At 63.0% G+C, this 22165-nt stretch carries 26 protein-coding genes; 10 read left to right on the top strand and 16 right to left on the bottom strand.

Features of this window, described 5'->3' with window-relative positions:
- The first annotated feature begins 131 nt into the window (after positions 1-131).
- Positions 132-1586: an APC family permease gene (locus D3D01_RS00955; RefSeq protein ID WP_101349638.1), complete on the top strand. Its 1455-nt coding sequence runs from the start codon at positions 132-134 to the stop codon at positions 1584-1586.
- 3 nt (positions 1587-1589) lie between these two features.
- Entirely contained in the window at positions 1590-2243 is a 654-nt protein-coding gene (locus tag D3D01_RS00950; protein WP_121510945.1) for a TrkA family potassium uptake protein, read from the top strand.
- Between the two features lie 123 nt (positions 2244-2366).
- Here D3D01_RS00950 and D3D01_RS00945 read toward each other — a convergent pair whose 3' ends face one another.
- A complete protein-coding gene (locus D3D01_RS00945; protein WP_121510944.1) occupies positions 2367-3524 on the bottom strand; it encodes a dihydropteroate synthase in 1158 nt (385 codons plus the stop codon).
- Between the two features lie 123 nt (positions 3525-3647).
- Between D3D01_RS00945 and D3D01_RS00940 the strand changes: the two genes are divergently transcribed.
- Together D3D01_RS00940 and D3D01_RS00935 are read left to right on the top strand one after the other, a co-directional pair.
- On the top strand, positions 3648-4835 hold the full coding sequence (locus tag D3D01_RS00940) for a HAMP domain-containing sensor histidine kinase (protein ID WP_101349641.1): 1188 nt from the start codon (positions 3648-3650) through the stop codon (positions 4833-4835).
- A 96-nt stretch (positions 4836-4931) separates the two neighbouring features.
- Positions 4932-5948 (top strand): phosphotransferase family protein, encoded by a 1017-nt coding sequence (locus tag D3D01_RS00935; protein WP_121511308.1) that lies wholly within the window; start codon positions 4932-4934, stop codon positions 5946-5948.
- Here D3D01_RS00935 and D3D01_RS00930 read toward each other — a convergent pair.
- Entirely contained in the window at positions 5945-6823 is an 879-nt protein-coding gene (locus D3D01_RS00930) for a carbohydrate kinase family protein (protein ID WP_121510943.1), read from the bottom strand. The two genes, D3D01_RS00935 and D3D01_RS00930, sit on opposite strands and share 4 nt — an antisense overlap.
- Before the next feature lie 168 nt (positions 6824-6991).
- Between D3D01_RS00930 and D3D01_RS00925 the strand changes: the two genes are divergently transcribed.
- From D3D01_RS00925 to D3D01_RS00915, 3 genes are read left to right on the top strand one after another with little or no spacing between them, the layout of a single operon-like run.
- Positions 6992-8485, top strand: a complete 1494-nt coding sequence (locus D3D01_RS00925) for a hypothetical protein (protein ID WP_121510942.1) — start codon at positions 6992-6994, stop codon at positions 8483-8485.
- On the top strand, positions 8482-9165 hold the full coding sequence (locus D3D01_RS00920; protein ID WP_101349644.1) for an ABC transporter ATP-binding protein: 684 nt from the start codon (positions 8482-8484) through the stop codon (positions 9163-9165). Before D3D01_RS00925 ends, D3D01_RS00920 begins: the two co-directional genes overlap by 4 nt.
- Positions 9155-10288 carry an ABC transporter permease gene (locus D3D01_RS00915; RefSeq protein WP_121510941.1) on the top strand — a complete coding sequence of 378 codons (1134 nt, stop codon included), beginning with the start codon at positions 9155-9157 and terminating at the stop codon, positions 10286-10288. Before D3D01_RS00920 ends, D3D01_RS00915 begins: the two co-directional genes overlap by 11 nt.
- Here the strand turns inward: D3D01_RS00915 and D3D01_RS00910 are convergent.
- The 13 genes from D3D01_RS00910 to D3D01_RS00855 all read right to left on the bottom strand — a co-directional run bounded on the left by D3D01_RS00910 (position 10285) and on the right by D3D01_RS00855 (position 18577).
- Complete coding sequence (locus D3D01_RS00910) at positions 10285-10797, bottom strand: HTH domain-containing protein (RefSeq protein ID WP_121510940.1); 513 nt, start codon at positions 10795-10797, stop codon at positions 10285-10287. The genes D3D01_RS00915 and D3D01_RS00910 overlap by 4 nt on opposite strands.
- A 339-nt stretch (positions 10798-11136) precedes the next feature.
- A complete protein-coding gene (locus D3D01_RS23610; protein WP_158600421.1) occupies positions 11137-11289 on the bottom strand; it encodes a hypothetical protein in 153 nt (50 codons plus the stop codon).
- Positions 11290-11383: 94 nt separating this feature from the next.
- Positions 11384-12457, bottom strand: coding sequence for a methionine synthase (locus D3D01_RS00905; RefSeq protein ID WP_101349647.1), 1074 nt, complete (start codon positions 12455-12457; stop codon positions 11384-11386).
- 4 nt (positions 12458-12461) lie between these two features.
- The gene (locus tag D3D01_RS00900; protein ID WP_121510939.1) at positions 12462-13460 is read right to left on the bottom strand and encodes a 5-methyltetrahydropteroyltriglutamate--homocysteine methyltransferase; all 999 of its coding nucleotides are present in this window, start codon (positions 13458-13460) and stop codon (positions 12462-12464) included.
- A gap of 62 nt (positions 13461-13522) precedes the next feature.
- Positions 13523-14143, bottom strand: a complete 621-nt coding sequence (locus D3D01_RS00895) for a HemK2/MTQ2 family protein methyltransferase (protein ID WP_121510938.1) — start codon at positions 14141-14143, stop codon at positions 13523-13525.
- A gap of 1 nt (position 14144) precedes the next feature.
- Positions 14145-15002: a 16S ribosomal RNA methyltransferase A gene (locus D3D01_RS00890; protein WP_121510937.1), complete on the bottom strand. Its 858-nt coding sequence runs from the start codon at positions 15000-15002 to the stop codon at positions 14145-14147.
- Positions 15003-15083: 81 nt separating this feature from the next.
- A complete protein-coding gene (locus D3D01_RS00885) occupies positions 15084-15656 on the bottom strand; it encodes a DUF655 domain-containing protein (RefSeq protein WP_101349651.1) in 573 nt (190 codons plus the stop codon).
- Positions 15657-15830: 174 nt separating this feature from the next.
- Positions 15831-16187 (bottom strand): RNA polymerase Rpb4 family protein, encoded by a 357-nt coding sequence (locus D3D01_RS00880; protein ID WP_121510936.1) that lies wholly within the window; start codon positions 16185-16187, stop codon positions 15831-15833.
- A complete protein-coding gene (locus D3D01_RS00875; RefSeq protein WP_101349653.1) occupies positions 16184-16474 on the bottom strand; it encodes a 50S ribosomal protein L21e in 291 nt (96 codons plus the stop codon). The genes D3D01_RS00880 and D3D01_RS00875 overlap by 4 nt, the downstream gene beginning before the upstream one ends.
- Positions 16475-16587: 113 nt before the next feature.
- Positions 16588-16854 (bottom strand): elongation factor 1-beta, encoded by a 267-nt coding sequence (locus D3D01_RS00870; protein ID WP_004593354.1) that lies wholly within the window; start codon positions 16852-16854, stop codon positions 16588-16590.
- Positions 16855-16856: 2 nt separating this feature from the next.
- Entirely contained in the window at positions 16857-17036 is a 180-nt protein-coding gene (locus D3D01_RS00865; RefSeq protein ID WP_004516620.1) for an HVO_2753 family zinc finger protein, read from the bottom strand.
- Positions 17037-17108: 72 nt separating this feature from the next.
- Positions 17109-17708, bottom strand: a complete 600-nt coding sequence (locus D3D01_RS00860; RefSeq protein ID WP_101349654.1) for a DUF2391 domain-containing protein — start codon at positions 17706-17708, stop codon at positions 17109-17111.
- Positions 17705-18577 carry a 3-hydroxyacyl-CoA dehydrogenase family protein gene (locus D3D01_RS00855; protein ID WP_121510935.1) on the bottom strand — a complete coding sequence of 291 codons (873 nt, stop codon included), beginning with the start codon at positions 18575-18577 and terminating at the stop codon, positions 17705-17707. Before D3D01_RS00855 ends, D3D01_RS00860 begins: the two co-directional genes overlap by 4 nt.
- Before the next feature lie 147 nt (positions 18578-18724).
- On the opposite strand from D3D01_RS00855, the gene D3D01_RS00850 reads away from it, so the two are divergent.
- Both D3D01_RS00850 and D3D01_RS00845 read left to right on the top strand, forming a co-directional pair.
- The gene (locus D3D01_RS00850; RefSeq protein ID WP_121510934.1) at positions 18725-19693 is read left to right on the top strand and encodes a sugar phosphate isomerase/epimerase; all 969 of its coding nucleotides are present in this window, start codon (positions 18725-18727) and stop codon (positions 19691-19693) included.
- Positions 19694-19786: 93 nt separating this feature from the next.
- The gene (locus D3D01_RS00845; protein WP_121510933.1) at positions 19787-20500 is read left to right on the top strand and encodes a TIGR00266 family protein; all 714 of its coding nucleotides are present in this window, start codon (positions 19787-19789) and stop codon (positions 20498-20500) included.
- Positions 20501-20531: 31 nt separating this feature from the next.
- Here the strand turns inward: D3D01_RS00845 and D3D01_RS00840 are convergent, their stop codons facing one another.
- Positions 20532-20912 (bottom strand): cyclic nucleotide-binding/CBS domain-containing protein, encoded by a 381-nt coding sequence (locus D3D01_RS00840; RefSeq protein ID WP_004962786.1) that lies wholly within the window; start codon positions 20910-20912, stop codon positions 20532-20534.
- A 102-nt stretch (positions 20913-21014) separates the two neighbouring features.
- Here D3D01_RS00840 and D3D01_RS00835 point away from each other — a divergent pair, with 102 nt between their 5' ends.
- On the top strand, positions 21015-22124 hold the full coding sequence (locus D3D01_RS00835; RefSeq protein WP_121510932.1) for a Gfo/Idh/MocA family protein: 1110 nt from the start codon (positions 21015-21017) through the stop codon (positions 22122-22124).
- Positions 22125-22165: the final 41 nt, after the last annotated feature.

Raw genomic sequence — 22165 nt, 5'->3', positions numbered from 1 at the left:
CACGCGGCAGAAGGCTTAATGAAATCCCATCACAGTTCTTACAATAGGAGAACTCCCCCCGGTACTCAAATGGACCGAGCGAAGCACATACAGCGTACGATGGACAGCGCGCCAGTTACAACCAGAACGCAATGAGCAAGAGCCAGACGCGGTCGCCCGAGGCTGAACTCGGACTCCTCGACGCGACGATGATCGGGATGGGTGCGATGATTGGGGCCGGTATTTTCGTGTTAACGGGACTGGCCGCCGAAATCGCTGGCCCAGCCGCGATTCTCGTCTTCGCACTGAACGGCGTCGTGACGGCGTTCACAGGACTTTCGTACGCGGAACTCGCCGCTTCGATTCCAAAGAGCGGCGGTGGATACGCGTTCGTGCGGGAGATATTCGACGACTTCGCCTCGTTCATCATGGGCTGGATGCTCTGGTTCGCCTACATGATTGCGGGAGCGCTGTATGCACTGGGATTTGCGCCGAACTTTCTCGAACTGTTGCACGTCTACGGCGTGGTCCCGTCACCGGACGAGGTCGGCGCCGTTGCAGTTCCGGTCATTGATACAGCGCTCCCGCCGGCCTTTTTGCTGGCGTTTATTGCAGTTCTTGGTCTCGTGGCGCTCAACGCCGTCTCGACGGCCGCCAGCGGTAGTGTCGAGACGATTTTCACAATAATCAAAGTGTCTATTCTGGTGGTATTCGTCGCGTTCGGGTTCGCGTCACCGATGTTTTCGGGAGCCGAATTCCAGCCACTGTTCCCGGAGGGGAGCGGAGCGGCTGCCGTCTTGCCGGCGATGGGGCTCACCTTCATCGCCTTTGAGGGGTACGACCTCATCACCACTGTCACGGAGGAAGTACAGAACCCGCGGGAAAACATCCCGAAAGCGATCTTTATTAGCCTCGCTGTGACTGTCGTCGTCTATCTGGCAGTTGTGACAGTCGCTATCGGAACGCTCGGAGCCGAGGGACTCGCCGACGCTGGCGAAGCCGGTATCGCCGCGGCCGCGACGTCGTTCATGCCGACCGGGCTCCCGGTTATTCAGAACGGTGGGGCACTCATCGTCTTCGGGGCTGTGTTCTCGACGCTTACCGCCCTCAACGCCGTCGTCATCGCGTCGTCGCGCGTCGCGTTCTCGATGGGGCGCGAAGGGCAGTTACTCCCTTCGATTGGCCAGATACACCACCGCTACGGGACGCCCTTCGTTGCTATCCTCACCAGTGCCGTCGTGATGCTTGGCTCAGTTGCACTGCCGACACAGAGCGCCGGCAATATGTCGAGCCTGTTCTTCCTGCTCTCGTTTATCATTGTCAACGTCGCGGTCATCAGGCTCCGCCGGGAACGACCGAACATGAATCGGCCGTATGAGATGCCATACTACCCGGCACCACCGATAATCGGTATCGCACTCAATCTAATTCTGACCGGGGTGCTGATAGAGTTTCTGCTCCGGACGGACCCACTGGCATTGGCACTCAGCGTCGCATGGATCGTGCTCGGCGCAGTCGTGTATTTCGCCCTCAAACGGGTAAAACAGCAATCGGACCGCGAGCAGGCGACTGCCGCCAGCGAAATAACACCTGAGGCTGAAGACTAACTCATGACCCGAACACTTGACATTATCATCGCAGGCGGTGGCCGCGTCGGCTTCCAGACAGCCGAGATACTTGCCGACCGCGGGCACGACGTGACGATCATCGAACGGGACGAACAGATGGTCTCGGAAATCGCCGATCAGTGGGTCGCGACGGTTATCCGAGGCGACGCGACGAATCCGGAGATCATCGAACAGGCAGGCATCGACCGAGCGGACGCGATTGCCGCGCTCACGGGTGAAACCGGGCTGAACCTCGCGGTGTGTTTAGCTGCGTCGGAATTGACACCAGATATTCGGACGGTCGCACGAATCGACCGCACAGCCGGTAAAGCGTACACCCGATTTGTCGATGCGGTGGTCTTTCCCGAACGGGCTGGTGCGAGGGTGGCAGCGAACGAAATCCTTGGGAGTGATGTCCAGACGCTTGCCGACGTGACAGGCAACCTCGATATCATGCTCGTCCGCGTCGCTGACGGCGCTCCAGCCGCCGGAAAAGCACTCACAGACGTACGCTTTCCCGAGGGGACGCTGGTTGTTTCCGACGATAACGGTGAGCGGATCGCCCGTGCCGACACGACCTTGACGCCAGGAAGCCGCTACGTTATCGCGGTTGAACCTGATGTCGTCGATGAGGTCTTGAATTTGATGCGCGGCTAGTGACTTTTTCGACTCGCAGACCGCTCCGCGTAATTCGCTCGTCTCCACGGACAGCCACTGTGGGACCGCTCCGGAGTAGTCTGTGAAAATCCCGTCATTGCAAGTACGGACCAGCCGCGGTGCCTACACACGCCGGGACAGCGAGGCCCGTAGTTCGCCGGCAAGCTCCCGGTGTCCGTCCTCGGCGAGGCTGTCGGTGACGACCTTCAGCGCAGCCGCGGCACCACCGACGTAGAGGCTGCCGCTGTCTTTCTCGACCACCACTACGTCAGTCACCTCGGCGACAGCCCGGATACTCGAGCGGGCGTCGTCGGTCAGGTCGCCGAGCAGGAACGTGAGCGTCGCGCCGTTGTCGGTGCCGCCGGCGACCGTCTCACCGAGGGCCTGATGGCGCGCGACCTCACGCAGAGACACGTCTGTCAGTTCCGACACGGTGGGGCCGGAGTCGGTCTCAGCCCGCGTCGTCCGCTCGTCACCGAGCGCGTCGGCCACTTTGACCACGTCATGTGTCTCTTGCGTATCGTGTGTTCGGATGATGTGTGCGCCGCGTTCGACTTCCATCGTCGCTGCGGCCAGCGAAACGGCGAGCTGGTTCTCCGTCTCGGGCTGGTCGGCCAGATCGCCGAGGAAGTCCTCACGGTTGGTCGCGGTGAGCATCGGCCGGTCGAAGGCACGGAACTCCCGCAGCCGACGGAACATCTCCCAGTTGTCCTCGAACTCCTTGCCGTCGTACCAGCCGCCGAAGGCCGGGTCGATGATGGTTCTATCCGTGAACCCGTCTCGCAGGAGCGCCTCGAAGATGTCGTCGATAGTTTTCAGTGCGCCGGGCCGGGAGAGGTCCGGCGGGCTGGCCATCTTGACGACCGGCATATCGTGGTCCTCGACGACGCCTTTCATCTCCGGGTCGGCGAAGCCACACACGTCGTTGATGAGGTCGAAACCGTGGCCGATGGCCTCTTCGGCCACCTCAGCGTAGCGCGTTTCGAGCGACAGCGGCACATCGGCGTCGAGTTCGTCGACCAGCGGCGCGACCTCTTCGAGCCGGTCTTTCTCCATCTCGACCGGTTTGGACTCGTATTTGGGGTTCGCCGACTGAAGACCGACATCAATGATATCTGCCCCAGCGGGGACGAGGTTCTCCTCGATAGCGTCGGCGGCTTCGGCTGGGTCCAGATACACGCTCGGTTTGTACCCGGAGTTCGAACTCATATTCAGCACGCTCATGACGCGCGTTGGGTGGCCATCACCCACCGGGAGGCCGTCGATTTCGACCGTTCGCATACTGCTTCCTGAGGACTGTGCATACATAGGTCCCGCGACATCGGCGGACTGGCGACGCCGTGTAACGTATCACTGACACAGAATCACCGAGTTTTATATACTGAGTTGCATGATTTGTACGGGATGGGTGGGGAGTTAACCGTTACATTCGATCTCGATTCGTTCGAGGCTGTAACACGACAGCTGATGGCTGCGGAGTCCGAGCGAGAGATCTGCGAAATCGCAATGTCGGAGATTTCGTCTGTGTTTGACCTGCCACTCGGAGCACTGTGGCTGTATGACAGCGACGCGACGGAGCTACAGCTGGCCGCGTCGACGGAGCGGGCGGACGAGGTGTTCGACTGGCCGGTTACCTACCGACCCGGCAACAGCCTCTCGTGGGAGGCGTTCGAGCAGGACGAAGTGCGGACGTACTCGGAACTCGACGACGAGCAGCGCCAGTACAACGAAAACTCCCCCGTCAGCAGCGAGATCATCCTCCCGCTTACCGAGTACGGCGTTATCAACATTGGGTCGCTAACCCCCGTTACGTTCGACGATGAAACGGTTCGACTCGCGAGGATGTACGCGACGCACGTTCAGGCGGCACTACAGAAAGCCGAGCGCGAGCATGACCTCCGCGTCCAGCGCGACCGGATGGAACAGTTCATCGGTGTCGTCTCACACGACCTCAGAAACCCGCTTCACGTTGTCGAGGGACGCATTGAACTCGTCCGAGAGAGCGGTGACCTGTCCCACCTTGACGACGCGGCGGAAGGCGTGGCTCGCATGGAATCACTCATCAACGACTTGCTAACACTTGCCAAAGAGGGGTATGCAGTCGAAGACCGCACTGCCATATCGCTTGACACCATTGTCGAACAGACATGGGAGATGGCCCGAACAGCCGACGCGACGTTGCAGATCGAAGGGTCCGCCCCGGTGTTCGGTGATCAGAACCGCCTCAAACAGGTGTTCGAGAATCTCTTTCGGAATGCGGCGGACCACGCGGGCGACGACGTGACCGTCTGGGTCGGCCCACTTGTCGACAGCGGGGCAGCCGACATAGGCAGTGCGGATGCGCGGAACGAAGGCCGAGTAATCGGCTTCTACGTCGCCGACGACGGACCAGGAATCCCGCCCGACAAACTGAACGACCTGCTCTCGGTCGACGCTCTCTCAGGCAGTGACAGCGGCCTCGGCCTGTCTATCGTCGCACAGATCACTGATGCCCACGGCTGGGACATCTCTGTGACCGAGAGCAGGGCCGGCGGCGCACGATTCGAAGTGACCGACGGGACGAAACCGGTCTCACCGTTTCACTCCTCGTAGCGTAGAGATGGCCACCGACGGCGCTTGAACCGGGTGCCAGTGCTGTCCGTGGCGGGATTGACAGATTTATTTGCTCGCCCACTAGATGGTATGGCAGTGCAGACCCCGGAACAGGACATCGAAGCCGTGCTGAAAGAGTCAGGCCCGGACTACGAGGGGTTCCAGTTCGAGACTCCGGGTGGGGGCCACCAGAGCGATGTCTACATGGTAACGCTGCGCCACAACGGTGAGGCGTATGAGGTCGTCGTGAAGTTCAAGCCACAGGGCGATGTCCCGTTCGCCGTCGAACCCTGTCTCCACGATTTCGTCGCCGCCCGGACCGATGTCCCTGTTCCACGCATCCTTGTCTACGAGGACAACCCCGACGCCGATGTCCCGCCGTATTTCGTCACCGAGCGCATCCACGGCGAGAATCTCGCCGAGGAGTTCGCCGGGCTTTCCACTGACGACCGACAGCGGGTGCTGGCACAGTCCGGTCGGATCCTCGGAGATATGCACTCCGAGATCGGATTCGAGGCGTTCGGCCGACTCACGCTCCACGACGACCGGATCATCGTGAGTGACTGGATGGGCAACTGGCGGGAGTACTTCGAGAGTCTCACCAGATCACATCTGTCGCACCTTGCCGGGACGCCCTTCGAGGACATGACAGACCGAGCGTGGGACTGTATCGAACCGGCACTGAGTATGGTGCCCGAGGACGGCGTTCCGCGACTGGTTCACGACGATTTCAGGCCGGCGAATCTGATGTTCGAGCAAACGGCGGACGCGCCGATCACGGCGGTCCTCGACTGGCAGGATGTGCTCGCGGCACTGCCGGAGTACAACCTCGCACAGACGGAGTTTCTCTTTATCGACTCGTCGTTTCAGGACCCGGAACTGCGCGACTCGCTCCGGACGGTGTTTCACGAGGGGTATCAAGAGATGCGCACGATGGAGTTCGACGAGGGGTACGAGCAGCGACGCCCCCTCTATCAGCTCTCGACGCTCCTGTGGCGGATGGCCGGCTTCGAGGCAGCCTTCGCTGACGAGTCCGGCCTCGCCACCGCTCGTGCCGAAGCCCAGTACCGCCAGCAGTTTGAGCGGCTCGTCGAAGAAATACAGGCGAACTAAACTGGGTCCGGTGAGTGCCCGCTGTCGACGAGGGCCCACACCGACTCCCAGTCGAGCGTCGTCTGTGCGCCGGGTGACTGCGCCGCGAGTGCGCCACAGGCATTGGCGACTGCGAGCGCGCGCTCTGGGCCGCTCTCCTGTGCGCTGGCGAGCAGATACCCGGCAGCGAACGCGTCGCCCGCGCCTGCAGTGTCCACAGAGTCTATCGGATACCCGGCGTTCGTGACTGTTCGGTCACCGACATGTGCGGTCGCGCCGCAGTCCCCGTGTTTGACAACAACTGTCGGCACTGTTTCGAAGAGCCCGCTGTCTCTGGCGTGGTCGGCCTCCCGGTCGTTGCAAAACAGGATATCCGCATGTGAGAGTACCGACGAGTAATCGCGGTACGGGAGCCGGCGGCCGGGGTCGAAGCTCACCGGAACATCCGCAGCCGTGGCATCGCGTGCGAGCGCTGTAGCCGTCGTCGGATCCTGTCCGGTCAGGTGGAGATGGTCCGCCTCGGCCAGGGCCTCGGCTGGGAGGTCCGACGCGCCAAACGCCTCGTTGGCCCCGTCGTTTCCAAGCACTGCAACGTCGCCGCTCTCGTCCACGATGAGGTACTTCACGGCCGTCGGCTTGTCCGATTCGATCAACACCGTCTCGACACCGGTGGCCGACAGTTCGCGCCGAGCCATGGTTCCGTGGTCGTCCCGCCCGACGCTACCGAGAACTAGCGGCTCCGCATCGAGCCCGGCCAGCGCGACGGCCGCGTTCGATGCGCTCCCCCCGCTAGACTGTGACCGGTCGGTGATACGCCCCTCGCCGTCGGGTTCCGGGAGGTGGTCGACGTGGAGCGTCACGTCCCAGTTGACGTGGCCGGCACAGATGACGCGCATATCCACCGCTGGGAGGGGCGCTATGATATCAGTTTCCCACTCAGATATATGCAGCATGTTTAACATTGACCGGAACGGACCGGCGCACATGGCAACGGTCCCCGATAGCGTCCTCCCGATGAGTTGTCGGACCGGCATACGAGTACCACAGCCAGAGGTGACCGCCTGATGCGTCACAGTGTGGCTGTACTGGCCTGCTTAGTCGTCATCGGCTCGCTTCCGCTGTCAGTCGCCGGCGCGAGCGTCAACGCGTCGATCTCGAACGTCGAGGTATCGCCGTCATCACCAGCACCGGGTGAAACCGTCACGTTCGACACGACTGTCCGGAATCTCCAGAGCAGCGATTCACCGCTCGAAATCAACGACATTGCAATTCGGAAATCGGGTGGGAGAGGAATCACCGAGTACGAACGCGTTTCGAATCTGGGCTCGATTTCCCCGGGCAGCACACTGGAGGTACCCTTGACCGCCTCGTTTGATTCGTCCGGAAGCAAGGACCTCCGCGTCATCGTGTACGGCCGTGACCGTGGCACAGGCGACAACGTCGAGCTCAGATACCCGGTGAAGCTAAACGTCGAAGAGCGTCACCCGCAGATGGATATCACGGCTAACGACTCCGTCGCCGGCGTTGAATCGACCGGCCAAGTCACCGTCGCAAACGGACTCGATTCCCAGATAACGAACGTCGAAGTCGTCGTCGAGGGCGATGGCGTCGAGATGACAAAGAGCCGGACGGTACGGTCAAGCATCGCCCAGAACGGGTCAATAACCGCACCGTTCCGGTTCCGACCTGAATCTGCCGGCGAACACTCGCTGACCGCAACGGTCAGCTACACAGTCGCTGGTGACACCACGCGCACCACAACCCGGTCAAAAGTCATCGAGTCGGACCCGCTCCGAAACAGCGTGGAACTCGATACGACTGCGGTCGGTAGCGGCACTGACCGCGCGTTGCGGGTCGCGGTCTCTAACGGGGCCAACGCTCCGCTTTCGGATGTCATGGTCAGTGCAACGTCGGAGAACGCGTCGTTCCAGCGCGTCCTGCTTGAGAACATCTCAGCCAGCACGACCCGGCAGGTGCGACTGAACGCCACGATGAACGAACCCCGCGCTGACGTTACTGTCACGGCCACCTACGAACTCGGGACTGAAACGGAACAGACAACAACCGAAACGACGCTTCGATCCGTCCCGGGAACGATAGACCTCACCGGTCTTGACGTGGTCCGACAGGGTGGGCGCCTCCAGATTTCAGGGAGCGCGAGCAACGTCGGGTCGACGGATGCGGACAGCGTCCTCGTCAGCGTCGTCGATACCGAGCGCATCACCCCGGCAACTCCGAACCGCGATTACTTTGTCGGCACGGTCCCGGCCAGTGACTTCGTCTCCTTCGACGTGTATGCCCGGACGACGGGGAACGTCACGTCGGTGCCGCTGGAGGTGACCTACCTCGTCGACGACACGCGCAAGACACAGCGCTTCGACGTGGACATCAACCAGATGGGCAGTGCGGCACAGCAGCCGGAGCAGGACGGCGGCAGCGAGGGTGGAAACCAGAACAGTATGCTGCCGGTGTTCATCGCCGGCGGCCTGGCGCTACTGGTCGTCGTCGGTGTCCTCGTACGCCGCTACCGCCGCAGTGATGACGATATCGAGGTATGACGGTCATCGACGCACAGGGACTGGTCAAGCGCTACCGGACCGGCGGCCAGACCCTCTACGCACTGGCGGGCATCGACTTCGCACTCGAAGCCGGTGAGTTCGTCTCGATTATGGGCCCCAGTGGCAGTGGCAAGACAACTCTGTTGAACATCCTCGGGCTGCTGGATACGCCGACGGAGGGAACCGTCTTGCTGGAGGGACAGGATGTGACCGGACTCGGCGACAGCAAGCGGACGCGCCTCCGGAAGCAAACAATCGGGTTCGTGTTCCAGCACTTCTATCTCCTGCCGACACTGACTGCTGTCGAGAACGTCGAGGTACCGCTGCTGTTGGACAGTGATCCGAAAGTCAAAAAGCGGGCCAGAGCGCTCCTGGAGCGGCTTGGGCTCGGTGACCGACTGGATCACAAGCCCGACGAACTCTCCGGCGGCCAGAAGCAGCGCGTCGCTATCGCACGCTCGCTCATCAACAGCCCGAAGGTCGTTCTCGCCGACGAGCCGACGGGCAACCTAGACAGCGAGACGGGCCGACAGATACTCGATGAGTTCCGCCGCATCGCCGACGAGGACGACGTGGCAATCGTCGCGGTCACCCACGACGACCTCGTCAACGAGTACGTCGACCGAACCGTCCATCTGGTCGACGGCACCATCGGGAGGGAGCGGAAGAATGGCGGGTAGGTTCTTCCCGGCCGCGCTGATGGCGCGGCGCAACCTCACGCGGACGAAGATGCGGTCATTGCTGGCGTCGCTGGGTATCGTCATCGGTGTCGTTGCCATCGCTTCACTGGGAATGTTCGGCGTCGCACTCCAGTACTCGTTTACCCAGAACCTCGGTAACGTCGGCAACCAGCTCACGGTATACCCGAACTCCGGCGAAAACATCACTGAACTCACCGAACGCGATATCCGTACGATTCGCAGAGAGGCAAGTCCGACAGCGACTGTGTCGCCGGTAAAGACGCGCGTAGAGCCGGTGTCGTACAACCGTGAGGACGCGGTCAGGGAAACGATCTACGGCGTGGAAGACCCTGCAGCGTTGTACGAGGCCAAGGAGGGACGGGTATCGCCGTTCCGGTCTGGTGCACTCGTCGGTTCAGATGTCGCGGAAGAGCACGAACTGCATCCCGGGAGCCAGATTACCGTCAACGGGACCAGCGTCCGCGTCCGGGCCGTCCTCGAAGAAGGCGACCCGTTCTCCTCGACAAACCCCGATAACCGAATCATCATGCCGGCTACTTCGTTCAACCAGCGCGGTTACTCAGAAGTGTACATTATCGAGTCGACCGGGACACAGGCCAATGAAACGGCGATCGGGATCCGCGACGCGCTCAACGACCGCGAGCAGCGAGTCTTCGTTCAGGAACTCGGCTCGCTCGTCGACACTATCGAAGAGCAGTTCCAGATCATCAACACTGTCCTCGCCGGCATCGCATCGATTTCGCTGCTCGTGGCTGGCATCTCCATTCTCAACGTCATGCTGATGTCCACCGTCGAACGACGGGAGGAGATTGGCGTCCTCAGAGCGGTGGGCTACCAGAAGCGGGATGTCCTCAAAGTGATGTTGATGGAAGCGACGCTGCTCGGCTTCCTCGGTGGCATCGCTGGTGTCATTCTGAGTCTCGGTGCCGGGTTGGCGATAAACCACTACGCCGTCGGCGATGCCATGGCTGTCTTCAGGCTGCCAAACGCCTGGTACGTCGGTGCAGCGTTCTCCTTTGGGGTGCTGACGAGCATCGTCAGCGGGCTGTATCCGGCCTGGAAAGCAGCGAGCGAGGAACCGGTCGAAGCGCTGCGCGGTTAAATCGTCGCGTCGACGCCCGGTTCCAGCAGCGGGTCGGTCCGGTCGACCGAGAGCGAGTCGAACTGTGCAAGCCAATCCTTGTCGCCGCGCTCGAAGGCTTCTAGCGCGTCGCCAACCGTGTAAGTCCGTTCCTCGTCCGAGCACGGGAACACGCCTTCCAGGTCGTCGCCGTCGTAGATCGCCAGCGAGACGACCGGGAACACGACCACATCGTCGATGCGGTCCATCCCGACGTAGCTCCGGTTCCGTCGCTCGAATGCCGGTTCGAGCGAGTGACAGTTCCGGGCCGCCCAGCCCGTGAACTCCTCGTAGGTCTGGATGGCTTCCGACCGTTTGTCCTCCGCCATCGTCCTGATCCGTTGCCACTCACCAGCGACCATCGACTCGCTGAACACGCCGTTGGCCTCCAGCCGCTTCACGCGATTGAGCACCTGCTGTTGTGCGTCGAACGTGCCGTAGGTATCTCCGCGAAGATACAGTTCCGCCCGAAGATGTGTGTCCCCTGTCATAGCTTTCTCATCGCTAGCTTCTCCAGAGACCCTCAAAACTCTTTCCCAGATTTGCGTGCCAACACACCACACGAACCTGGAAGCGGAAATTAGTAGTATGAGGAGCTCTATATCCATAATATAGAATATTTACCTGAATACAGCATCCCCCTATATTATTAGTTCAATAATAATTGTTTTCCCCTTAGGTCGATGTTAGGTTCGATAGTTGTCGAACAAACTACTGGCAAATAGCTTCCAGTTTAGCTGATGGATTCGAGGATACATAAGAAAATTAATTACTTTATGCCGGGAGCTTTTGTGCTCAGGAAACCTCGTGATGGCCTGTTCGAGATACTGCTAGCCAGCGGTTCCACAGGTCTCGTCTGATTCCAGTTCCGGATAGCCGCTGTACCTGTCTGCGACATTTGCCGGATTCGGGTGCGGTGCGCCCGAGAGAATTCGATAGTTGACGAAATCGTAGCCAACTCTCGTCGAAATACGGTCAGTCATACCACAATCCGAGAGCCCCTTGCTGCGTTCGGATACTCGCTACTCGTCCGCTACAAAAACGGTTGACAACTCGTGGCCGGGTCTTCCCGCCGATTTAGTCGTCTGCGTGCGCTTGTGCACCACTCGCAACAATATCGATCTCGCCGGCGTCCAGCTCTTCTTCGATTTCGCGGGCCGCCTGCACCATGTTCTCCATCTTGCCGTAGGCGACCTCGCGCGGCAGGAGCTTCACGCCACAGTCCGGGGAGACGGTGAGTCGCTCCGGCGGGACGACCTCCAGTCCCTTCTTGATGTTCTCCTTGATTTCCTCGACAGGTTCGACTTCGGCGACGTGTGCGTCGACGACGCCCATCGCGAAGTCCTTCGTGAACTCGTGCTCTTTGAAGACGTCGAGCTGGTCGTAGTCGCCGTTGGCCAGTTCGAGGTCGTACTCGTGGACGGGGTAGTCCAGAATTTCGGGGTAGATACGCGAGTAGTCGCCGTAACAGACGTGTAGCCCGAGGCGCACGTCGTCGGGGATCTCGTCGACGATGCGTTCCAGACACTCGCCGACGATGGCGTGGTCGTCCGGCGTCGTGGCGAGGGCGGGCTCGTCGATCTGGATGTAGCGCGCGCCGGCCTCGACCAGCGCCTCGATTTCCTCGTTGACGAGTTCGGCCAGCTCGTAGGCCAGTTGCTCCTCGCTGTCGTAGACCTCGTTGAACGACCAGTTGGCGAGCGTGTACGGGCCGGTGATCGGGACCTTGACCGGTCGCTCGGCCACCTCGTCGGTGAACTCGAACTCCTCGACGAGCCACTGCTCGCCGTACTCGACCTCGTCAGCGACCGAGGGCTTGTCGAAGTAGTTGTGGCCCCACACCTTCACGCGGCCGTTGAACTCGTAGCCGTCGATGCGGTGGGCGAAGTACTCGACCATCTCGTTGCGGCGCATCTCGCCGTCACAGATGACGTCGAGGCCCGCACGCTCGTGTTCGTGGGTGATGAGCCGCGAGGCGTCGTCTTTCGATTCTTCCCACTCGTCCTCGCCGAAGTCGGCGTCCTCGTCCTCGAACAGCTCGCGGGCGCGGTCGTGCCATTTGGGCTTAGGGTAGGAGCCGACGACGGTCGTCAGCAGGAAGTGGTCGTTCGGGTGATCCGCCGGTTTGAACTGGTCTCGTGGTCCTGTCATCGTCTTATGCCTCCGCCGCCTCCAGGTCCGCGGCGTTTGCGAGCGCTTCGAGCTTGTCTTCGAACTTGTTCACCGGGAGATAGAACGTTTCCGTGTTCGCCGTCGCGTAGACGGTGTCGTAGGCGGTGTTGGTCTGCTGTTCGAACCAGTCGATGCGGTCGCGGATGGTCTGGGGCGACTCGACGAGCGTGTTCTGGCCGTCGACGACGCCAAGTGCCACGTCGTCCTTGGTGCCGTACTCCTGTACGTTGTAGACCGTCTGATCGTGGTTCGCCACGAGGTCGAAGCCGATGGCATCCACGTCAGCGTCCATCAGATGCGCGTAGGCCTTCTCTTCGATTGCGCCCCAGTAGGTGTGGGCGACGACTTCAGCGTCGGCAGCCGAGGCGATGGCATCGATTGCCTCGGCGGCGCGTTTGTCCTCGCCGTCCTCTGGCGTGTTCTCGACCAGCGACGGTTCAAGCAGGAACAGGGTCTCTACCTCGGGGAACGACTTCACTTCCTCGACGAGGAAGTCGGCGACCGCATCGAGGAACTCGGCGTCGTCGCCGTAGTGTTCGTCCGTGGCGAGGTCCGCGAGCGAGTACGGTCCGGGGAGGACCGCCTGCAGGCCCGAGTCGACGACGTCGGCGGCGGCATCGAGGTCCGCGGCCACGTCGCCGCCGTCGGCGGAGAGGTCGCCCTGCACGACTGGCTCCCGATAGAAGTTGTTGTTGTCGTAGTAGCGGACGATGCCTTTCGTCTCCACGCTGTCGTGGACGGCCAGCGGGTGCGCGAGCATGTCGTCCCAGCGGAACTGGCCCTCGACAACGCGGTCAAGGCCGGCGTCCTGCTGGACGCCGATGACTTCCTCGCGGGCCTCGTCGTAGGCCGCAACGACCTCACCGGACTCGTCGCCCGAGATGAGGTCGGTCTTCTGATGACCTTTCAGATCTGCCAGTTCGTCCTTGGCCCAGTCCGGGAGCGGAAAGAGCCCAGGTGTCGTGGCGATTACCTGTGTCATTGCCCTGGGCTATGAAATGACGGGCTTTAATATTTCCTATTCGATTAAATGCCCAACGGTAATTACTCGGCGGAGAACCGCAGGACGACGAGCACTTCATACGGATGTTTCTCACTCGCCACGCGTTCGCTTGCCAGTCCGTGGTCGCTCGCGTACGCTCGCACCGCATCCGGGTCCGTGAGGCTGCTAACGAGCACGAGCGCCTCGCCGCCCGGGGCCAGCACGCGCTCGACGGTTTCGAGGAACGGGTCGACCAGCCGGCGGCCGTCCTCGCCGCCCGAAAGCGCGTGTTCCATCCAGTCGTCCCACTCCTTCTCGGGCGGCGTCGGCAGATACGGGGGATTGAACGCCACGAGGTCGAAGGCGTCCGCCCGGAACGGTTCGACGAGGTCCCCGCGGACGACCGGGACGCCGTTGCCGGCGGCCTCCCGACACGCGAGCGGGCTCACGTCGACCCCGACCGCCCGCGCGCCGGCCTCGGCGAGCGTCGCGGCGACGTAGCCCGACCCCGTCCCCACGTCGAGGACGGTATCGCCCGCCCCGACTCGCTCGCGGGCCGTCCGGGCCAGCAGGTCCGAGTCCTCCGCGGGCTGGTACACCGATTCCACGCCGCGCTGGTCGGCCAGCGAGGGGCGGTCGCCGTCCCCGCCAGCGTCGGCCGCGTCGCTCGGCTCCTCGCCCATCTCAGACCTCCGGCTGGCCGACCTCGTAGGCGAGCGTCGCCAGCGTGGCGAAGTCGGCCGGCGTGAGCTTCCCGGCGCGGGCGCGCATCAGGTCCTCGTCGGCCGCCTTGACCACCGCGTCGGGATCGCCAAGCCCGGAGATGTGGGCCGTGTTGCGGACGGCGTTTCGCATCGTCTTCCGGCGCTGTGTGAACACTGCCTTCAGGAAGTCCATGAAGAAGTCGTCGCTGGGGACGGTGTAGTCCGGCGTCCGCGGCGTCGTCCGGACGAGCGCGCTGGTGACCCGTGGCTGAGGGTCGAACGCTTCCGGCGGGACCGTCTCGACGACTTCCACGTCCGCGTAGTGGCCCGCTGTCACCGAGAGCCGCCCGTAGTCGTCGGTTCCCGGGCCGGCGGCCATCCGCTCGGCGAACTCCCGCTGGAACATCAACAGGAGCGGCCGTCCTTCGGGCAGCAGTCGGAACGCGATTTCCGAGGACGCGCCGTAGGGCAGGTTCGAGATGCTGGCGGTGAACTCGGGGAGGTCGACGTCGAGCGCGTCGCCCTCGACGACAGTGAGCCGGTCCGCCGCGACCTCCTCGGCGAACTCCTCGCGGAGATGCGCCGCGAAGTCCGGGTCGCGCTCGACTGCGGTCACACGCTCGGCCGCCGCGAGCAGGCGGTCCGTCAGCGCCCCTGGGCCCGCGCCGATCTCCAGCACGTGCGCGGTGTCGATATCGGCCTCGGTCGCGTACTCGGGAATCCGGTCCAGCACCCGGTCGTCGACGAGAAAGTGCTGGTCCTGTCGGGTGTCGGCCCGTTTGCCGGCCCGCCGGACGAGCGCGTCGGGGTCCCGACTCCCTGTCTCGATCGTAGTCATTAGCGAGCCGTAGCGGGTCGCGGTAGAAAAGGGTCGCCTTATACTGTCGGCTGTCGGGTTCGCTGCTTGCAGCTGACAGGCTTATGAGGACTGCTCCTCGCGCCGGACGAACAGCCGGTACTTCAGGTCGTCGTCCTGTAGCTCTTCGAGTATCCGCTCGACAAGCGTCTCCTTTGGACTGTGGAGGCCGTTGACGCGCTCTTCGAGGTCGTCGAAGCTCTCGAAGGGCTTTCGCTTTCGCTCGTCGAGAATCGTATTCCGGAGCTTCTTGCCGATTCCCGGCAGGAGGTTCAGCTGGTGGAGCCGCAGCGTGATCGGCTGGGCGTCGTTGTAGAAGTCGACGAACCGCTGCTCGTTTGCCTCGACGACTTCCTCGACGGCGTAGTCGAGTTCCGAACGGGCGCCGCTCGGAATATCTTCGAACTCGACTTCCGTCACGCGGCCGAACTCCGTCAAGTCAACGCGGTCGCCAAAGGCGATGTCAGCGTCCTTGTCCGCAAGCTGCAACTCGTAAATATAGAACTCATCGATGTCGAGCGCGTACGCGAGCGGCTCCTTCTGGTGCTGCGGCCGGTCGTCGCCGGGCCGTCCGTGCGGGAGCACATCGAGGACAGCTGCCATCATAGTGTCGCCGCCGCTCTCCGATTCAGTCATGTCAGGCAGTACGAGCACAGCATACTTAATGCCGGTGGATGCCCCGAACCGCTTCACGGGACGCCGGCGCTCCCTTCGTGTCCGTTTGGCGGCAACGGGAACGAATCTGTTCGCGTGGCTGCTCGTCTGTAAACGTAGAGAGAGCGGCCGAGAACCGAGCTGACGAGTTCCTCGTTATGCGTACTGCTTGACGATGTTGAGTATCTCGTCGAGTTCGTCACCGTCAAGCGTGTACCGCTCCTGGGCGAACACGGCCCGGAGCTCGTCGCGGTCCAGCGGCCGCAGGTTCGCGATTTTGTAGGCCGTCGGCGTGTCGACTTTCTCGAGTTCTTCGAGGTCTTCGACCAGTTGTAGCGACTCCTCGGGGTCGAGAACGGCAAAGCGGTTGACGTGCTCGATGGCCCGCTTTAGCTCGTAGCGCATCTCGCGGTCCTCGTCCGCGGCCCGCTCCATCTCGAGGTCTTCGAGTATCTCCTTGGTCTCTGCGACCGTCAGGAACTCCTCGCTGACTTTCTCTTTGAATATCGTCATTCTTGCCGGCGCAGGTGCGCAGCGGTGACAATGATGGTTTTCGCCTTGCCACCGTCGACGATGTCGACCTTGTACGCGTCACCCTGCTTCCCTTTGACGGTCCCGGTCTGACCGTCGAACCGTGGGTGGAAGCGCCCGTTGGGCACGGACGGGTCGATCTTGAGGTGAACCTTCTCGCCGTCGTCGAACTCTTCGACGGCGCGCTGTGGCGGCGAGGTGCCGCGGTCACGGGGCTTGTTCTTGAGCTTGTCTCGTGTTCCTTCGAGGGGTCCGTTTGAACTAGGCATTCTTGCTCCTCGCTAATCCGGTCGCCCTAATAAAACGTGCGTTCCGCGACTGTCGCTGGTCGTGCTCTTGCAGTCGCTACAGACTCAACTAGAAAACGACGGCGGCGAGTCGATTACAGGCGACCGGTGCTCTCGACGGAGACCGACTCGACATCATCGACGTTCGCGAAGGCCTCTTCGACGGCTTCCGTGCCGCCAGTGTCGTCGGGGACGATGACCGTCGGCGTCAGCGCGACGAGACCGAAGGCGACGTCCTCGCGCTCGAACCCGTTGATCTTCGTTCCTTCGGGAAGCACGCCCTCGAGACGCTCCTGCAGGTCGTCGAGGTCGACTTCGGGACTTTCCGGCATGACCTTGATCTTGGCTGCTACTTTCCCCATTGTTATGGCCCCATGAAGCCGCAGTCCGGGCATTTGTAGAGGTTGCTCTGCTTCCGGCAGGTGGCACAGCGGTAGATCTGCTGGCCACAGTCCGGGCACTTGAACGCGGCGGCGTTCGTGCCGGCGATGTTGATGCCACACGAGACGCACTTGCGCGCCTGTTTCTGTTGGCTCTCGCTCATACCTCTCTGTATCCGACCGCGGCTTTTAACGATTGCCAAACGCGACCGCCACCGCGAGAGACTGCCATGGCCCTAGTTCCCGGGCAGAATGTCCCCGAGCGCAGCGCCGATCGCCATCGGAACGAACGCCACGGCACAGATGCAGGCCGATTCGTAGACGACTGCGGTGTCCGCCGACCACTCGACCAGCCCCCACCCCGTGAGCAGGGCCACGGAGACGACTAGCGCTGTTCCGGTGACGCCGACGAGTCGCCGGGGAATCAGCCCGAAAATCGGGTTCGCCACTCGCACATCCTGAAAGTCGGCCACGTACAGAATCGAGATGACCAGCCCGATGGCGATGACGACCGTCGCCGCGAGATACAGCGGATGCTGGGCGATGTGACGGCCGGCGTCGACTGTCCCGCCCTCGACGGCCATGGGAATCCCGAACAGCAGCGAGCCGAGCAGCGCCTCCGCGAGGTCGGACCGGCCGAAGCCCCAGACGACCCGGCCGAAGGTCGCAGGCTCGTGGTCCTGTGAATCGGCGGCCGCGCGCATCGCATCTCGGACCTGCTGGCGCTCGTGTTCGGAGTCAACAAGCTGTTCTAACTCCTGCAGCTCGTCGAACAGGGTCGCGAACTCATCGTCCTCTCTCTCCGGTTCGGCCGGGGTGTCCTCCTGCGTGCTCATCTGAGATCTGGATCGCTGTCTCGCGTTGGTACCTCCGGGTCCGGGGCGGCCCCGGTCGTCGGCTCGCCGTCTTCCCAGACGTAGAACCCCTCGCCGGAGACTGCACCGCGTTGTCCATCCGCGAGCTTTTGACGGAGCAGCGCCGGCGGCTCGAACCGCTCGTCGAGCCGCTCGGCGAGGTCTTCTAGGGCCGTCAACACCGTTTCCAGTCCGTGCTGGTCAGCGCGAACGAGCGGCCCGTCACGGTCCGAGCCGCCACGCTCGAACGTCCGGTCGATATCACGAACGCCGGCGACGCCGTCCTCGAGCATCCGGATCGCTTCGGCGATGGTAGCGAGCTCGAGTCGGAGCGAGGCAAACCCCGGCGTGTCGCGGACGACGACCGGTGAGGCGTCCAGACTCTCGACGAAGTCAGTGACTCTGTCGCGGGTCGCCGCTGTCGTTTGTTCGGCGATGACGACCTCGACGATAGCGCCGTCCGGCGGGTCGACAAGGTTGAGACCGACGGCCCGGTCCGGGCTCCGCAGGCCGGTCGCGACCGCAGTCACCGACAGCGACGTGTCGCTGACGGCGATGAGCGTCTCATCTTCGACCATGGTCTCCGTTTCGGCGACCACTTCTCGGTGGCTGTCCGTCCCGCCGTCGGTTACGTCGATGCTGATGTCGCTGCCGCTGACGGCGCTTTCGAGCCCGGTGGTTCCGTCGATACTGGCCGAGACGTCATCGTTTAGCGCCCGCCGAATCTCGTCGACTCGGTCCATCACGTCCGTCGCATCTGTTCCCCGAAGACGCACTTCGTGGCCCGCACGGACACACCGCTGTGCGATATCCCGCCCCCGCTGTCCGGTTCCGAGTACGGCCACAATCATGACAGAACCACCGCACTCCCGGCGTTAATCCTTTACGCCGACCTGTCCCCTCGGTGTTCTCTTTCCGGTCTGTATCGCTTGCTGGCCGGACAGCGAGACCAGCGCGTCGGCAGTACGCTTTTTTTGACACCGGCTGTATCGCTGGGTATGGATATCGGCGTACTGACGGTCCCTCTGGGCGGACAGTCCCTCGACGAGGCACTGGCGTATCTCAGCGACCTGGGCGTCGATGCAGTCGAACTGGGGTGTGGCGGCTTCCCCGGTGACGACCACCTTGACCGGCAAGCGTACCTCGACGACGAGGACAAGCAGGCCGAACTGCGGGCGCTCCTTGACGACCACGACCTCTGGGTGAGCGCGCTGGCGACACATAACAATCCGCTCCACCCCGACGATGAGCGCGCCGCTGAGGCCGACCGGGAACTCCGGGAAGCGATTCGGCTGGCCGACCAGCTCGACGTAAACACCGTCACGGGCTTTTCCGGGCTGCCTGCCGGCGGCCCCGACGACGAGGTTCCGAACTGGATCACCGCGCCGTGGCCGACCGAACACGCCGACGCCCACGAGTACCAGTGGCGCGTCGCCGACGAGTACTGGTCGGACCTCGCGGCCCACGCCGGCGCACACGACGTGGACGTCGCCATCGAGATGCATCCCAACATGCTCGTCTACGAGCCCCGCGGCCTGCTCGAACTGCGCCGCCGGACGAACGACCGCATCGGCGCGAACTTCGACCCGTCGCACCTGTACTGGCAGGGCATCGACGTGACCGAGGCGATCCGCCTGCTCGGTGAGCACGACGCCATCCACCACGTCCACGCCAAGGACACGAAAGTGTACGAGTCAAACGCCCGCGAGAAGGGCGTACTGGACACTGCGCCGTACACGGACGAGGCAGACCGGTCGTGGCTGTTCCGCTCTATCGGCTACGGGCACGACGAGTCCCACTGGAAAGACGTGGTGTCGACACTGCGGATGGTCGGCTACGACGGAGCGCTCTCTATCGAACACGAGGACTCGCTGACCAGCGCACGTGAGGGGCTGGAGAAAGCGGTCGACGTACTCGACCGCGCTGTCTTCGAGACTCGGCCCGGCGACGCTTACTGGGCTGAGTGACCGGTACAACGAGCGACGCGGCTTTCTCGGCACGTAGGCTTATATAGTGTCTGTGAGATAATACGACCGGATTCCCGTATCCAGTGACACTCTATGGATATCGAACTTACACACAAGCCCTCGTACACGCACGTCCGCGCCGCCCTCGACAGCGGCGAGTCGATACTCGCCGAACCCGGCGCGATGGTCAGCCACTCGCCGACTATCGACATCGAAACCACAACCAGCCGGGACGGCCTTCTTAGCTCCGCGAAATCGATGCTTGGCGGTGAATCGCTGCTCGCAAACGAGTTCACGGCCCAGGGCGGTCCCGGCATCGTCACCCTCGCGCCGCCGACGCCCGGCGACGTCCACCACCACGAACTCGCCGGCGAGACGCTGTACGCCGTCGACGGGGCCTTCCTCGCGGCCGACCCCGCCATCGACATCGACTCGGAGTTCGGCGGTATCCAGTCGCTGCTGGCCGGCGCGAGCATCACGCCGCTGGCGCTGAAAGGGACCGGGAACGTCCTTATCGAGGCCTTCGGCGGACTGGAGACCGTCGAACTCGACGCCGGTGAGTCCTACACAATCGACAACGACCATGTCGTCGCCTGGGAGGAGTCAGTCAACTTTGACGCCCACCGCGTCGGCGGGCTGAAGTCGACGCTGCTCAGCGGCGAGGGCCTCGTGATGGACTTCACCGGCCCCGGAACAGTCTGGTACCAGACCCGCGGCCTCTCTTCGTTCACCTCGGCTATCGCCGACGCGCTTCCCGGCACGGGCGACAACGGCGGTGACGCGGCCGGGCTGGACGATTTCATATAGCCGGCGACGCGGCGCCGAAAAGAGCCGCAATTCAGGACAGCGCCTGCGTGATGTCCGTCGAGGACACCATGCCGACGTAGTCCTGGTGTTCGTCGATGACCGGGAGGTGCTTGATGTCGTAAGTCGTCATCATGGCGGCGGCCTCGCCCAGTTCGAGCGAGGTCGTCACCCGCTCGACCGGCGACGTCATCACGTCGCCGACGGTCGCCGACGAGAGGTCCTTCCCGCTTGCGACGGCATCAACGATGTCGGTGGTGGTGATGATGCCCGCCTCTGCCCCCGGCACGAAGATGCCGTTGATGTTCTGCGCTTGCATCTGCGTCGCGGCCGCTTTGACGGTTTCGTCGGCAGAAATCGTCTCTAACGGCGTCGACATGATATCCTCGATACGAACGGTCGTTTCAGTGGCCATGGAGTATCAACACGCGCATCCGGTTTTGGCTTTTCCCTCGCGGCGGTCCGCCGCCCTGCCGTCACCCTGAGCGTTATTTCGGTCCCGGGTGAACAGCCGTGTATGACCCTCGATATCGGCATGCTCGGCTACAAGTTCATGGGCAAGGCCCACGCCAACGCGCTGGACCGCTTGCCCATGTTCTTCCCCGAAGCGCCCGCCGTCAACAAGGACGTGCTCGTCGGCCGCGACGAGGACGCGCTGGCCGACGCGGCCGACCAGTTCGGCTTCGACCGGACTGCAACGGACTGGCGGGATATCGTTGACGAGGTAGACGTGTTCTACAACCTCGGCCCGAACCACGTCCACGCCGAGCCGTCCATCGCCGCGCTGGAGGCCGGGACGCCGACGTTCTGTGAGAAACCGCTCGCGCCCACGCTCGACACCGCCGAGGAGATGGCCGAAACGGCCGCTGACGCCGACGTCCCCGCGGGTGCGGCGTTCAACTACCGGTTCGTCCCGGCTATCCAGTACGCGAAGGGACTCATCGACGACGGCCAACTCGGCGAGATTCACCACTTCCGCGGCCAGTACCTCCAGGACTGGCTGGTCGACCCCGACGCGCCGTGGTCCTGGCGCAACGACGAGGAGATGGCCGGCAGCGGGGCGCTGGGCGACCTCGGCTCCCACACGGTCGACCTGGCCCGGTTCCTGCTCGGCGACGCCGCCGGCGAGATAACGGACGTGAGCGGGCACCTCCGGACGTTCACGGACGAACGTCCCGTGGAGGGCAGCGACGAGACCCGTCCGGTGACCGTCGACGACGCCTACAGCGCCCAGATTGCCTTCGAGAACGGGGCGATGGGCACGCTGGAAGCGTCCCGGGTCGCCAACGGCCACAAGAACGCCCACAACATCGAAATCGAGGGGTCGAAGGGCGCAATCAAGTTCGACCTCGAACGGCTGAACGAACTGCAGGTGCTCACGGAGGGCGACCGCGGCTTCCAGCAGGTGCTGGTCACGGACGCCGACGACCCCTACGTCGACCACTGGTGGCCCCCCGGCCACGTCATCGGCTGGGAGCACACGTTCGTCCACGAGAACTACGAGTTCCTCACGGCCGTCGCCGAGGGCGGGACGCAGGAGCCCTCTTTCGCCGACGGGCTCGCGGCACAGCGGGTCCTCGACGCCGTAGCGCGCAGCGACGAGCGCGGCGAGTGGGTCAGCCCGTAAGGCCGAACCGAAACCCCCTTTCGACGGCCACTGGTAGGGGC

It is taken from the genome of Haloarcula sp. Atlit-7R (assembly GCF_003666065.1).
Taxonomy (GTDB): Archaea; Halobacteriota; Halobacteria; order Halobacteriales; family Haloarculaceae; genus Haloarcula; species Haloarcula taiwanensis.
Note: the sequence above shows the minus strand (reverse complement) of the source record. Positions and strands in the feature narration are given on the sequence as shown.

Excerpts from the sequence above, each read along its gene's own strand:
- D3D01_RS00940 (WP_101349641.1), top strand. The coding sequence starts at position 3,648 with ATGGGTGGGGAGTTAACCGTTACATTCGATCTCGATTCGTTCGAGGCT.
- D3D01_RS00840 (WP_004962786.1), bottom strand. The coding sequence starts at position 20,912 with ATGGCCACTGAAACGACCGTTCGTATCGAGGATATCATGTCGACGCCG.
- D3D01_RS00875 (WP_101349653.1), bottom strand. The coding sequence starts at position 16,474 with ATGCCTAGTTCAAACGGACCCCTCGAAGGAACACGAGACAAGCTCAAG.
- D3D01_RS00910 (WP_121510940.1), bottom strand. The coding sequence starts at position 10,797 with ATGACAGGGGACACACATCTTCGGGCGGAACTGTATCTTCGCGGAGAT.
- D3D01_RS00870 (WP_004593354.1), bottom strand. The coding sequence starts at position 16,854 with ATGGGGAAAGTAGCAGCCAAGATCAAGGTCATGCCGGAAAGTCCCGAA.
- D3D01_RS00860 (WP_101349654.1), bottom strand. The coding sequence starts at position 17,708 with ATGAGCACGCAGGAGGACACCCCGGCCGAACCGGAGAGAGAGGACGAT.
- D3D01_RS00880 (WP_121510936.1), bottom strand. The coding sequence starts at position 16,187 with ATGACGATATTCAAAGAGAAAGTCAGCGAGGAGTTCCTGACGGTCGCA.
- D3D01_RS00915 (WP_121510941.1), top strand. The coding sequence starts at position 9,155 with ATGGCGGGTAGGTTCTTCCCGGCCGCGCTGATGGCGCGGCGCAACCTC.
- D3D01_RS00865 (WP_004516620.1), bottom strand. The coding sequence starts at position 17,036 with ATGAGCGAGAGCCAACAGAAACAGGCGCGCAAGTGCGTCTCGTGTGGC.
- D3D01_RS00835 (WP_121510932.1), top strand. The coding sequence starts at position 21,015 with ATGACCCTCGATATCGGCATGCTCGGCTACAAGTTCATGGGCAAGGCC.
- D3D01_RS00885 (WP_101349651.1), bottom strand. The coding sequence starts at position 15,656 with ATGACTGAATCGGAGAGCGGCGGCGACACTATGATGGCAGCTGTCCTC.
- D3D01_RS00895 (WP_121510938.1), bottom strand. The coding sequence starts at position 14,143 with ATGGGCGAGGAGCCGAGCGACGCGGCCGACGCTGGCGGGGACGGCGAC.
- D3D01_RS00900 (WP_121510939.1), bottom strand. The coding sequence starts at position 13,460 with ATGACACAGGTAATCGCCACGACACCTGGGCTCTTTCCGCTCCCGGAC.
- D3D01_RS00945 (WP_121510944.1), bottom strand. The coding sequence starts at position 3,524 with ATGCGAACGGTCGAAATCGACGGCCTCCCGGTGGGTGATGGCCACCCA.
- D3D01_RS00955 (WP_101349638.1), top strand. The coding sequence starts at position 132 with ATGAGCAAGAGCCAGACGCGGTCGCCCGAGGCTGAACTCGGACTCCTC.
- D3D01_RS00845 (WP_121510933.1), top strand. The coding sequence starts at position 19,787 with ATGGATATCGAACTTACACACAAGCCCTCGTACACGCACGTCCGCGCC.
- D3D01_RS00855 (WP_121510935.1), bottom strand. The coding sequence starts at position 18,577 with ATGATTGTGGCCGTACTCGGAACCGGACAGCGGGGGCGGGATATCGCA.
- D3D01_RS00890 (WP_121510937.1), bottom strand. The coding sequence starts at position 15,002 with ATGACTACGATCGAGACAGGGAGTCGGGACCCCGACGCGCTCGTCCGG.
- D3D01_RS23610 (WP_158600421.1), bottom strand. The coding sequence starts at position 11,289 with ATGACTGACCGTATTTCGACGAGAGTTGGCTACGATTTCGTCAACTAT.
- D3D01_RS00850 (WP_121510934.1), top strand. The coding sequence starts at position 18,725 with ATGGATATCGGCGTACTGACGGTCCCTCTGGGCGGACAGTCCCTCGAC.
- D3D01_RS00930 (WP_121510943.1), bottom strand. The coding sequence starts at position 6,823 with ATGCGCGTCATCTGTGCCGGCCACGTCAACTGGGACGTGACGCTCCAC.
- D3D01_RS00920 (WP_101349644.1), top strand. The coding sequence starts at position 8,482 with ATGACGGTCATCGACGCACAGGGACTGGTCAAGCGCTACCGGACCGGC.
- D3D01_RS00950 (WP_121510945.1), top strand. The coding sequence starts at position 1,590 with ATGACCCGAACACTTGACATTATCATCGCAGGCGGTGGCCGCGTCGGC.
- D3D01_RS00905 (WP_101349647.1), bottom strand. The coding sequence starts at position 12,457 with ATGACAGGACCACGAGACCAGTTCAAACCGGCGGATCACCCGAACGAC.
- D3D01_RS00925 (WP_121510942.1), top strand. The coding sequence starts at position 6,992 with ATGCGTCACAGTGTGGCTGTACTGGCCTGCTTAGTCGTCATCGGCTCG.